Here is an 11,585-nt window from a genome sequence, read left to right as displayed (position 1 = left end):
ATAACCATGCACAATCAGTGCATGATGGGTGCATGATCGATCCAAGGCTCATAACCCTTCGCGTGTTTGCCCGATGCGGCACAATCGGCGCAACGGCGGAACTCACAGGATATTCTCCCTCCGCCGTCTCCGCACAGTTGCGGGAGCTCCAGCGCATGCTGGGAATGCAGCTACTGACCAAGGACGGCCGCGGCGTCCGGTTGACCGCCACGGGGCGCTTTCTGGTGGCGGGCTCGGACACCCTCATTGCCGAATGGGAGAGCCTGCGCGCTGCAGCCATGGAGGCCGGCGACCAAGTGCAGTCCCATTTTGGCCTCGGCGGATTCTCCACGGCGGCCGCGCAGTTGCTCGCGCCGCTGGCCGCTACCCTGCGCTCCACCCGCCCCTTGCTGGAGGTACAGGTACTTGAGGCCAACCCGGCCCGCTGCTTCGACTTGTTGGTTGCGGAGAGAATCGACCTCGCGGTCATCGTTGCCATGCAGTCCGACACTTATGGTGAGGACGATCCGCGCTTCGAGCAGAGAGTCCTGCTCGACGATCCGCTGGACGTGATCATTCCCGCCGACCATCCGTTGGCGTCGCGGGAAACAGTGACGCTGGAAGAACTGGCGTCGGAACCCTGGATCACGGAGGCCGTCGGTTCCACCTACCATGCCCTCTTTACAGCGGCATTCACGGCAGTCGGGGTGACACCGCGGATTGCCCACGAGGCCGTTGAGTGGGAAACCCAAATCGCCTTCGTGGGTGCAGGGCTGGGCGTGGGCCTGCTGCCGCGGCTGGCGCCGCTGCACAGTGCCGAAAACGTGGTTCGACTACGTATTACCGGCAAGGGGAAACCCGCGCGGCGCATTGTCGCTGCGATGCGCAGGGGCAGCATCGCATCGCCCCTGATCCAGGAGTCGCTCGGCATCCTGCAGATCAACGCCAACCGGATCCTTGCCGCCCGGCCCGAAGATGATCTCTGACATCGCAGGCACCATGGAGGGGTAGGTCAAACCCAGACCTGATATCCGGTGGACTGATCGAAAAGCCGCCGCGTACTTGCTCCCGCGGCGGCGATCCATAGGACAGAGTCGTCGTCCGCCGCCTGCTCAACCACGCCAGTCATGACATGGTCTTCAACGGCTTCGTATCCAACTTTTCGCCCTACCAGCCGCGTTCTGCGAGGCGGTGGGGCTGCGGGATTTCGTCGACGTTGATGCCGACCATCGCTTCGCCCAGGCCGCGGGAGACCTTGGCGATGACGTCGGGGTCATCGTAGTAAGCAGTGGCTTTCACGACGGCGGCAGCGCGCTCGGCGGGGTTGCCGGACTTGAAGATGCCGGAACCAACGAACACGCCGTCGGCGCCGAGCTGCATCATCATCGCAGCATCGGCCGGGGTGGCGATGCCACCGGCGGTGAACAGCACTACCGGGAGCTTGCCCGTGGCCGCGATTTCCTTGACCAGCTCGTACGGGGCCTGCAGTTCCTTGGCCGCAACGTACAGCTCGTCCTCGGGAAGTGCGGCGAGCTTGGCGATCTCGGCACGGATCTTGCGCATGTGTCCCGTAGCGTTGGAAACGTCACCGGTACCGGCTTCGCCCTTGGAACGGATCATCGCCGCGCCCTCGTTGATGCGGCGCAACGCCTCACCCAGGTTGGTGGCGCCACAAACGAAGGGAACAGTGAAGTTCCACTTATCGATGTGGTTGACGTAGTCGGCCGGGGTCAGGACCTCGGACTCGTCAATGTAGTCGACACCGAGGGACTGCAGGACCTGGGCTTCGACGAAGTGGCCGATACGGGCCTTGGCCATGACCGGAATGGACACGGCAGCGATGATCTGATCGATCATGTCGGGATCGGACATCCGGGACACGCCACCCTGGGCGCGGATATCGGCGGGCACGCGCTCAAGCGCCATGACCGCCACGGCACCGGCGTCCTCGGCGATGCGGGCCTGCTCGACGTTAACGACGTCCATGATGACGCCGCCCTTGAGCATCTCCGCCATGCCCCGCTTGACACGGCTGCTGCCCGTGAGCGGAATGTGTTCGAACAGGAAGGGTCTTGTAGTCACGTTATACTCCGAGGACTGAAGGGCTGCGTTTTCATCACCAGCTCCCGGATCGAGTGCTTTGCCAGCCGCCAAGCACTGATATCCGAGTGATATATTAGTGTGAGGTCCAGTATGCTGGCGGCCCGGCGCGGAGTCAACCGCCCTAAAGGTGAATGCTGCCCTTAGGCGGCGAAGAGTGCCTCACGGACGGCGCGCTCGAAGCCACTGACATGTACGCGGGCAAGTTCAGCGGCTTCTTCTTCATTCCCATCGATGACAGCCCGCAAAAGATCCAAATGCTCGCGCACGTGATGCTCAAGATCCGGCAAGCGGTCCAGCACCATGCACCAGATACGCGTGGCCAGGTTGTCGTAGCGAATCAGAACGTCCTCCAGGTGTGGATTCGCAGCAGCCGCATAGATTCCCTGGTGAACGCTTGCGTCAAGGCGCAGTGTTTCAACCACCGACGCGGCGCTGACATCAAAGTTCTCAACTGCGCGCATTACTTCCCGCAGGTGTTCCCTGGTGGCCGCCGAAGCAACCCGCGCCGCACGCGCGGCGGCGAGCGGTTCCAGTTGGGCCCGGATCTCGGAAATAAAAGCGAGGTCCGTCACTTCCACACGGGTGGCGAACGTCCCACGCCTCGGGTAGGTAATCACCAGCCGGTCCAGCTCCAGTCGCTTCAGGGCCTCCCGAACTGGAGTGCGTCCGATCTCCAGCTCCTTGGCGAGCTGGTCATCGTTGAGGAGGTCGCCGGGCTTAATGTCCAGCATGAGCAGCCGGTCGCGCAGCCGCTCGTAGGCGACGTCAGCCAAAGATTTCCGGGTGGCATCGCCGATGCTTGCAAGAGTTCCAAAAGCCACAGCGCCAGCCCCTTCTTCAAAACCGAAAAATCTATTGACCTGCTTCGGACACCAGTATACGCTGATTCCAATCCTAATATATCAGTTCAGGACCCAAGAATATATCTAAAGGAGGCGACATGACCCTCATGGCGACAGATTCCCCCGTAAGCAACCAGCCGAAGCCGGAATTGCTCAAAGACGAGCAAGCACAAAAGTTCGTACTCACATTGTCGTGCGTCGAACGCGCCGGCATCGTTCAGGCAGTCACCACCTTCCTGTTTGAGCGTGGTTTCAACATCGAAGAGCACCAGCAGTTCGACGACGGCCTCCGCCAGACGCTGCACCTGCGGACCGCTTTTTCCGGCCCACTGTCCTACTCGCCGGAGCGGCTCGAAGAGGAATTCAGCGCGATTGCTGACCGCTTCGAAATGAAGTTCAGCTTCCATGACCAAACCAAGAAGCGGGTCCTGGTGATGGTGTCCAAGTTCGGGCACTGCCTCAACGACCTCATCTTCCGCTGGCGGGGTGGCAGCCTGGGCGGCGACCTTGTAGTAGTAGCCTCCAACCACGAAACGCACCGCGCCATGGCTGAGGCAGCGGGCCTGCCTTTCGTCTACATTCCCGTCACCCCGGACACTAAGGCGGAGGCTGAGCAGCGGCTCCTGGACCTGGTTGAGGAATATAACGTGGACCTCGTGGTGCTCGCCAGGTACATGCAGGTGCTCTCGGATGATCTGTGCCGTGCCCTGGAGGGACGTGCCATCAACATCCACCACTCGTTCCTGCCGGGCTTCAAGGGTGCACGCCCCTATCACCAGGCCTACGACCGCGGCGTTAAGCTCGTTGGAGCAACCGCACACTACGTGACGGCGGACCTCGACGAGGGTCCGATCATCGAGCAGGAAGTCATCCGCGTGGACCACAGTTACGGCCCCACCACACTCTCAACTGTGGGTCAGGACGCCGAAGCCCTGGCATTGTCCCGTGCCGTCAGGTGGCACTGTGAACACCGCGTACTTCTGGACCAGACCAGCACAGTGGTTTTCCGCTAGGCCACCCGCCTCCCCCGTCCACACACGAACTTCAGCAGGAGAATCTTTCATGGCATCCACGCCTCGCATTGTCATCATCGGAGCCGGGATTGTCGGCACCAACCTCGCCGACGAACTGGTCACCCGCGGTTGGAACAACATCACCGTCCTGGACCAAGGACCCCTTGACATGCCCGGGGGCTCCACCTCACACGCACCGGGACTGGTTTTCCAAACCAACCCCTCCAAGTCCATGGCACTTTTCGCCAAGTACACGGTGGAAAAGCTGCTGTCCCTCACCGAGGACGGTCAAAGCTGCTTCAACCAGGTGGGCGGCCTGGAAGTCGCCACGACTGAGACGCGCTTGGCTGACCTGAAGCGCAAGCTCGGCTACGCGGCATCGTGGGGCATTGACGGCAAGATCCTTTCCCGCGAGGAATGCAAGGCGCTCTACCCGCTCATCAACGAGGAAGACATCCTGGGTGGCCTCCACGTACCCACCGACGGCCTGGCCCTGGCCGCCCGCGCCGTCCAGTTGCTCATCAAGCGCACGGAAGCTGCCGGAGTAAAGTACATCGGCAACACCGAGGTGACCGGAATCGAGCAGTCAAACCGTCGCGTCACCGGCGTTCAGACGGCCGACGGCGTTATCCCGGCCGACATCGTGGTCTCCTGCGCAGGCTTCTGGGGTGCCAAGATCGGCGAGATGATCGGGATGTCCGTCCCGCTCCTCCCGCTGGCACACCAGTACGTCAAGACCACCCCGGTTCCTGCGCAGAAGGGCAAGAACGAGCTGCCCAACGGCGCCCAGCTGCCCATCCTGCGCCACCAGGACCAGGATCTCTACTACCGCGAGCACGGCGAGCGCTACGGCATTGGCTCCTACGCCCACCGCCCCATGCCCGTGGACCTGGACGAACTGGGCACGTATGCGCCGGAGACCATCAGCGAACACAACATGCCTTCCCGCCTGGACTTCACGTTGGAGGACTTCCTCCCGGCTTGGGAAGCCACTAAGCAACTGCTGCCGGCTCTCCGCGAAAGCGAAATCGAGGACGGCTTCAACGGCATCTTCTCCTTCACGCCTGACGGCGGCTCGCTGGTGGGCGAATCCAAGGAAGTGGATGGCTTCTTCGTGGCCGAGGCTGTGTGGGTCACACACTCCGCCGGCATCGCCCGCGCCGTTGCCGAACTCCTTGTGGATGGAAAGTCGCAGATCGATCTTGGGGACTGCGATATCCACCGCTTCGAAGAGGTCCAGCTGACCCCTGAATACGTCAGCGAAACCTCCCAGCAGAACTTCGTGGAGATCTACGATGTCCTGCACCCGCTCCAGCCCAAGCTCTCTCCCCGCAACCTCCGCGTCAGCCCGTTCCACGCCCGCCACAAGCAGCTGGGTGGTTACTTCCTGGAAGGCGGCGGCTGGGAACGCCCCTACTGGTTCGAAGCAAACGCCGAACTGCTCAAGGAAATGCCGGACGACTGGCAGCCGCCCGCACGTGATGCCTGGTCCGGGATGTTCAGCTCCCCCATCGCCGCCGCAGAAGCGTGGAAGACCCGTACTGCAGTGGCCATGTACGACATGACGCCGCTCAAGCGCCTGGAAGTATCCGGCCCGGGAGCCTTGAAGCTGCTGCAGGAACTGACCACCGGCGACCTCAACAAGAAGCCCGGAGCCGTCACCTACACCCTGCTCCTGGACCACGCCGGCGGCATCCGAAGCGACATCACCGTTGCCCGCCTCAGCGAAGACACCTTCCAGCTTGGCGCCAACGGCAACATCGACACCGCCTACTTTGAGCGCGCAGCCCGCCACCAAACGGAGAATGGAACCGCCAGCGACTGGGTCCAGGTCCGGGACACCACCGGTGGCACGTGCTGCATCGGCCTGTGGGGTCCGCTCGCCCGAGACCTCATCAGCACGGTCAGCAGCGACGACTTCACCAATGACGGCCTGAAGTACTTCCGCGCCAAGAAGGTCACCATCGGCGGCGTCACCGTCACCGCAATGCGCCTGTCCTACGTGGGCGAACTCGGCTGGGAGCTCTACACCAGCGCAGACAACGGCCAGCGCCTCTGGGACGCCCTATGGAAGGCGGGCCAGCCGTTCGGCGTCATCGCAGCGGGACGTGCGGCCTTTAGCTCACTGCGCCTCGAAAAGGGCTACCGTTCCTGGGGCACGGACATGACCACCGAACACGACCCCTTCGAATCGGGCCTTGGTTTCGCCGTGAAGATGACCAAGGAGAACTTTGTGGGCAAGGCAGCGTTGGAGGGGCGGAGCGAGGAAAGCTCCGCGCGCCGCTTGCGCTGCTTGACGGTCGACGACGGCCGCAGCCTTGTGCTGGGCAAGGAACCAGTGTTCTACAAGAACCAAGCGGTTGGTTACGTCACCAGCGCCGCGTACGGCTACTCGGTCAGGAAGCCGATCGCCTACGCCTACCTGCCGGCCGCGGTTTCCCTTGGTGATTCCGTGGAGATCGAATACTTCGGACGCCGCATCCAGGCGACCGTCACGGAAGATCCGCTGTACGACCCCACCATGAGCAGGCTCCGCGGCTAAGGCTGCCTAACCATTAGACGGCCAGCGGCCCGGACTCCCAACCTCGCAACCGAGTCCGGGCCGCTGCCTTTCCCGTATTCTTCAGCCTTTCTTCTTCAGCCAGTCCAGGAAGACACATGATCAGTTCAGAAACCATCAACGACTACCTCGCCAGGCTCGCTGCCCGCCAGCCCACCCCGGGTGGAGGCGCTGCAGCCGCCCTTCACGCCGCTCAGGGCGCCGCCTTGGTGGCCATGGTGGCCCGCTACACCACCGGCGAAAAGTATGCGCAGCACGAAGCACTGGTCACCCGGATCACCAGCGCAGCCGACCATTTGATCGTTGAAGCACTGCGCCTCGCGGACGCTGACGAGCACGCTTTCCAAGGTGTCATTGATTCATACAAGCTCCCGACCGGGACCGAGGAACTCAAGGCTGCCCGGGCTGCGGGCATTGTGGACGCGCTGATCCAGGCAGCCCAAACCCCTGCCCACCTCATCAAGCTTGCCGGTGAGGTGGTGGAACTTGCCGCGGAACTGTTTGACGTGGCAAATCCCAACGTCATCAGCGATGTCGCCGCGGCAGCCGATGCCGCCCGCGCTGCCGCCACCACTGCCCGGGTCAACATCGACATCAACGTAGTGGCCATCAAGGATGACGCTGCCCGCTCCCGCTTGGCCGAACAGACGGACGGCCTCGAGGAAAAGGTGGTTCTCGCCGCCGATTCCCTTGTAAAGCGCGTACGCGAAAGGATCCTCGCGTGAGTACAGAAGTGCTTTCCGGAAAGGGGCTTGCCGCACTCATCCGGCAACGGGCGCAGGATGAAGCGCGCCGCCTTGAAAGCGAAGGACTGCGCCCCTCCCTCGCTGTGGTGGTAGCAACCGACGTCGAAGCCACGCACTGGTATGTCCGGTCCATAGAGCGCGCCGCAGAACGCGCCGGTATTGGCTGCCGGATCCTTGATCTGGGGCATGACGCCACGGAACAAGTGCTGGCCACCGTATTGAAAGACCTCAGTGCTGAGCCTTCCGTCAGTGGCATCATTCTTCAGACGCCGCTGCCCGCGGGCGTTCGAACGGACGAACTGGTTGGGCTCATTGCCCCGGAAAAGGACATCGACGGCGCCAACCCACTCAGCCTGGGCCGCTTGGCTGTGGGGCAACCCGCCTTCGCTCCGGCTACCGCACGCGCCGTCGTCGAACTCCTCGAGCACTTCCAGGTTCCGCTTGCGGGAAGGAACGTAGCCGTCGTCGGGCGTTCCGCCGTGGTGGGCAAGCCGCTGTCCTTGCTCCTGCTCGAAAAGGACGCCACGGTCACCATCTGCCACTCGAAATCAGGCGAGCTTGGGCGCTACACCCAGCCAGCCGACGTCGTTGTTGTTGCCGCCGGGCGCACCGGGCTGCTGACCGGCAGCCACGTTTCGTCCGCGTCGGTAGTGATCGACGTCGGAACGAACGTACTGCCCGACGGTTCCCTGGTTGGGGACGTTGACGAAGCCAGCGTCACCGGCGTGGCCGCTGCCCTGTCACCGGTCCCGGGCGGGGTTGGCTCGGTCACCACTGCGTTGTTGCTGCTGCACACTGCTGAGGCGGCGCGGAAACAGGCTGGCGCATTGGATCCAGCTGCCTTGGTCTTGGGAACCGCTGGCTAGCGATGAACCCGGAATCCGGCGTCCCGGTTCGGCTGGAGGTAAGCCCATCCGCTGGCCTTGCCCGTCAACTGCCCCTCGCATACGAAGCACCGGGCATGGTCAGCGTGACGTGCCTGCCGCATCATGGTCCGGCCAGGACTGTGGCTGCGTCGGTTGAACTCGCCCGGCTCGGCTACGACGTTGTCCCGCACTTGGCTGCACGGAGCATCGCAAGCCAGGCTGAGCTGCACTTGTTCCTGAAGCAACTGCGCCACGAGGGCGTCTCGGAACTTTTCCTCATTGCCGGAGACCGCAGCACCCCGGCCGGTCCCTATTCCTGGAGCGGCCAGCTCATGGAGGACGTCAAGGCCTTCTCGGAAGAGTTCTCGCCAAGTTGGCCCGCGGCACAGGAATGGCCAAGGCCCTCCTGGGTGGCGGCGACGTCCTGCGCTACGACAGCTCCGGCCTGATCAGCGACGTTCACATGGCACTTGCCGACCATCCGCTGTTCGCTGGCTTCCACGTCTACAGCTTCAACGACCTTAGCCGCCTACCCAGATCCGAAGGGAAGATCGCATGGCTTCCAAAGCCCCCCGTGAAAACATCGACGAGTCGAAGCTGACCGTCACCAAACCCAAGACAAAGGCTGTCGGCATTCCTGCTGTTGCCAACGCCCTGAAGATTTCGCTGGAACAAATGGGTCCGGTTCGGAGCGTGCAGACGCTGCTGGCAGTGAACCAGATCGATGGCTTCGACTGCATGGGCTGCGCCTGGCCCGAGCATGAAAAGCGAAATGCCGCGGAGTTTTGCGAGAACGGCGCCAAGGCTGTTGCCGAGGAAGCCACCCGACGCCGGGTCACGCCGGAGTTTTTCGCCCAGCACTCCGTCGCTGACCTGAAGACCCGAGATGACTACTGGCTGGGCCAGCAAGGCCGGCTGACCCACCCGATGTTCCTCGATGAAGGCGCCACCCACTACAAGCCGATTGAGTGGGACGCCGCTTACGACCTCATGGCCGGGGAACTCCGGGGCATGGACCACCCGGATCAAGCTGTCTTCTACACATCCGGCCGTACCTCGAACGAGGCAGCCTTCGTTTACCAGCTCCTGGTGCGGGGCCTGGGCACGAACAACCTCCCGGACTGTTCCAACATGTGCCACGAATCCTCCGGCTCCGCGCTGGTGGAAACCATCGGCATCGGCAAGGGTTCAGTCAGCCTGACGGACTTGGAGACGGCGTCGCTGATCTTCGTGGCAGGCCAAAACCCGGGCACCAACCACCCGCGCATGCTCAGCGCCTTGGAGAAGGCAAAGAAGAACGGTGCGATCATCGTGTCCGTCAATCCCCTTCCCGAAGCCGGACTCCTGCACTTTGAAAATCCTCAGCATGTATCCGGCATGGTGGTGGGCACGCAGCTGACGGATGATTTCCTGCAAATCCGCGCCGGCGGCGATCAGGCCCTCTTCCAGGGCCTGGGCAAATATCTCCTTGAGGCTGAAACCGCGGGCCGCAAGACCCCTGGCCTGGACACCGTGCTCGACCATGGGTTCATCAATGACCACACGGTTGGCATCGATGAATACCTGCGATTCCTCGAAAAGGTGGCGTGGGAGGACATTGTTGAAGCCACAGGCCTCACCCTGGAGCAGATCCATGCCACAGGTGAACGGCTTTTGGCTTCGAATGCCACGATCGTCTGCTGGGCCATGGGGCTGACGCAGCATAAGCATTCGGTTCCCACGCTCCGGGACGTGGTCAACGTCCTGCTGCTCCAAGGCAACATCGGCAAGCCCGGCGCCGGCGTTTGCCCGGTGCGCGGACACTCGAACGTCCAAGGTGACCGCACCATGGGCATCTTCGAGAAGATGCCGGAGAAATTCCACGACCGCTTGGACCATGAATTCGGGTTCCTGTCACCACGCGAGCATGGCTACGACACCGTTGCCGCCATCCGCGCCATGCGGGACGGGAAGGTTCGCTTCTTCATGGGAATGGGTGGCAACTTTGTTCGCGCCGCCCCTGACTCGGAGGTCACCGAGCAAGCACTGGCCAACACAAACCTGAGCGTCCAGATCTCCACCAAACTCAACCACTCGCACCTTTCCACGGGACGGCGGGCGCTGATTCTGCCTACTTTGGGACGGACCGAGAAAGACACCCAGCTGACGGGAGACCAGAGGGTCACTGTGGAAGACTCCATGAGCGCGGTCCACGCCTCGCGGGGCCGCCTCAAACCCGCAAGCGATTACCTCCACTCCGAGGTAGCCATCGTCTGCAACCTCGCCTACCGGCTCTTTACGGACGGACACAGCCGTTTGCCGAATACGCCGAATGCGGCGTGGCTTGCAATGCGGGATGACTACTCGCTGATCCGGAAACACATCGAGGCCGTCTTCGATGGCTTCGAGAACTTCGAGGAGCGGATCCAGCACCCCGGCGGCTTCGTGCTGCCCCACCCTCCGCGGGATGCCAGGAAGTTCGATACGCCATCCGGCAAGGCGCACTTCACGGGCAACGAGCTGGAATTCATCAAGACTCCGCCCGGCCGCCTGGTCCTGCAGACGCTCCGTTCGCATGACCAGTACAACACCACCATCTACGGCAAGGACGATCGCTACCGCGGCATCCACGGCGGCCGGCGGGTAGTCCTCATCAATGAAGCGGACATTACCGAACTGGGTTTTGCCGATGGTGAGATGGTCCACCTTGTTTCCGAATTCCAAGGAACCGAGCGTCGGGCCGAACACTTCCGCATCGTCTCCTACTCCACGCCCAAGGGTTGCGCGGCCGCCTATTACCCGGAAACCAACGTCCTTGTGCCGCTGGACTCGGTTGCCGATACCAGTGGGACGCCGACGTCCAAGTCCGTCATCGTTCGTCTGGAGAGGGCCTGAAAACTCTGGACACTGTGTGATTCGTGCCATAGTATGTGACTGATATATCTTTCCCGTTGCGGCAAAGATATCAGGGCCGGGGGTGCTCGGGCTCTTCGCCAGCCAGGCCCCTCCAGACCATCCGGCCCATGCAGACCAGCCAGTTCATGAAGACATCAATCAATGGAGAAACAATGTCTGATATCACCCAAGTCCAAGCAGATGCAGTACTTGCCGCAGCGCGCGACGCTGCCCGTGAAACCGAGACCGCAATGAACATCGCTGTGGTGGACGCCGGCGGAAACCTCAAGGCCTTCACCCGCATGGACGGGGCCTGGCTGGGCAGCATCGACATATCCGTCAAGAAGGCACGCACTGCCCGGTTCTTTGACATGCCCACGGGCGCAATCGGCGAGCTCTCGCAACCGGGTGGATCGCTTTACAACATCGAGGTCTCCAACGGCGGACTCATTACCTTCCCGGGCGGCCTTCCACTGCGCGCCGAAGACGGCACCGTGATCGGTGCAATCGGCGTCAGCGGCAGCACTGTGGAGAACGACCACACGGTAGCGTCCGCAGGCGCCGCCGTACAGCTTCAGGGCGCAGCCCAGCTCTGATGGGGG

Annotated in this window: 10 protein-coding genes; 8 read left to right on the top strand and 2 right to left on the bottom strand. The window is 62.5% G+C overall.

Features of this window, described 5'->3' with window-relative positions:
• Positions 1 to 32 precede the first annotated feature (32 nt).
• Positions 33 to 965 (top strand): LysR family transcriptional regulator, encoded by a 933-nt coding sequence (locus LDN75_RS02330; RefSeq protein ID WP_223935588.1) that lies wholly within the window; start codon positions 33 to 35, stop codon positions 963 to 965.
• A 181-nt stretch (positions 966 to 1,146) separates the two neighbouring features.
• Here LDN75_RS02330 and pdxS read toward each other — a convergent pair whose 3' ends face one another.
• Positions 1,147 to 1,995, bottom strand: coding sequence for a pyridoxal 5'-phosphate synthase lyase subunit PdxS (gene pdxS, locus LDN75_RS02325; protein WP_275959814.1), 849 nt, complete (start codon positions 1,993 to 1,995; stop codon positions 1,147 to 1,149).
• Positions 1,996 to 2,222: 227 nt separating this feature from the next.
• Complete coding sequence (locus LDN75_RS02320; RefSeq protein ID WP_223935587.1) at positions 2,223 to 2,903, bottom strand: GntR family transcriptional regulator; 681 nt, start codon at positions 2,901 to 2,903, stop codon at positions 2,223 to 2,225.
• A gap of 119 nt (positions 2,904 to 3,022) precedes the next feature.
• On the opposite strand from LDN75_RS02320, the gene purU reads away from it, so the two are divergent.
• The 7 genes from purU to LDN75_RS02285 all read left to right on the top strand — a co-directional run bounded on the left by purU (position 3,023) and on the right by LDN75_RS02285 (position 11,579).
• Entirely contained in the window at positions 3,023 to 3,937 is a 915-nt protein-coding gene (gene purU / locus LDN75_RS02315; RefSeq protein WP_223935586.1) for a formyltetrahydrofolate deformylase, read from the top strand.
• Positions 3,938 to 3,986: 49 nt separating this feature from the next.
• Positions 3,987 to 6,479, top strand: coding sequence for an FAD-dependent oxidoreductase (locus LDN75_RS02310; RefSeq protein ID WP_223935585.1), 2,493 nt, complete (start codon positions 3,987 to 3,989; stop codon positions 6,477 to 6,479).
• A gap of 116 nt (positions 6,480 to 6,595) precedes the next feature.
• Positions 6,596 to 7,222, top strand: a complete 627-nt coding sequence (locus LDN75_RS02305) for a cyclodeaminase/cyclohydrolase family protein (protein ID WP_223935584.1) — start codon at positions 6,596 to 6,598, stop codon at positions 7,220 to 7,222.
• Entirely contained in the window at positions 7,219 to 8,109 is an 891-nt protein-coding gene (locus LDN75_RS02300; RefSeq protein ID WP_223935583.1) for a tetrahydrofolate dehydrogenase/cyclohydrolase catalytic domain-containing protein, read from the top strand. Before LDN75_RS02305 ends, LDN75_RS02300 begins: the two co-directional genes overlap by 4 nt.
• A gap of 2 nt (positions 8,110 to 8,111) precedes the next feature.
• Entirely contained in the window at positions 8,112 to 8,558 is a 447-nt protein-coding gene (locus tag LDN75_RS02295; protein WP_223935582.1) for a hypothetical protein, read from the top strand.
• Positions 8,559 to 8,664: 106 nt separating this feature from the next.
• Complete coding sequence (locus LDN75_RS02290) at positions 8,665 to 10,983, top strand: FdhF/YdeP family oxidoreductase (protein ID WP_223935581.1); 2,319 nt, start codon at positions 8,665 to 8,667, stop codon at positions 10,981 to 10,983.
• A 173-nt stretch (positions 10,984 to 11,156) separates the two neighbouring features.
• On the top strand, positions 11,157 to 11,579 hold the full coding sequence (locus tag LDN75_RS02285; protein WP_223935580.1) for a heme-binding protein: 423 nt from the start codon (positions 11,157 to 11,159) through the stop codon (positions 11,577 to 11,579).
• The last annotated feature ends 6 nt before the right edge of the window (positions 11,580 to 11,585 follow it).

The sequence above is a fragment of the Arthrobacter sp. StoSoilB5 genome (assembly GCF_019977235.1).
GTDB lineage: Bacteria > Actinomycetota > Actinomycetes > Actinomycetales > Micrococcaceae > Arthrobacter.
Note: the sequence above shows the minus strand (reverse complement) of the source record. Positions and strands in the feature narration are given on the sequence as shown.

Bases quoted from the DNA above. Each gene is read 5' to 3' on its own strand.
- LDN75_RS02330 (WP_223935588.1), top strand. From the start codon at position 33: ATGATCGATCCAAGGCTCATAACCCTTCGCGTGTTTGCCCGATGCGGC.
- pdxS (WP_275959814.1), bottom strand. From the start codon at position 1,995: ATGGCGGAGATGCTCAAGGGCGGCGTCATCATGGACGTCGTTAACGTC.
- purU (WP_223935586.1), top strand. From the start codon at position 3,023: ATGACCCTCATGGCGACAGATTCCCCCGTAAGCAACCAGCCGAAGCCG.
- LDN75_RS02310 (WP_223935585.1), top strand. From the start codon at position 3,987: ATGGCATCCACGCCTCGCATTGTCATCATCGGAGCCGGGATTGTCGGC.
- LDN75_RS02305 (WP_223935584.1), top strand. From the start codon at position 6,596: ATGATCAGTTCAGAAACCATCAACGACTACCTCGCCAGGCTCGCTGCC.
- LDN75_RS02295 (WP_223935582.1), top strand. From the start codon at position 8,112: ATGAACCCGGAATCCGGCGTCCCGGTTCGGCTGGAGGTAAGCCCATCC.
- LDN75_RS02290 (WP_223935581.1), top strand. From the start codon at position 8,665: ATGGCTTCCAAAGCCCCCCGTGAAAACATCGACGAGTCGAAGCTGACC.
- LDN75_RS02285 (WP_223935580.1), top strand. From the start codon at position 11,157: ATGTCTGATATCACCCAAGTCCAAGCAGATGCAGTACTTGCCGCAGCG.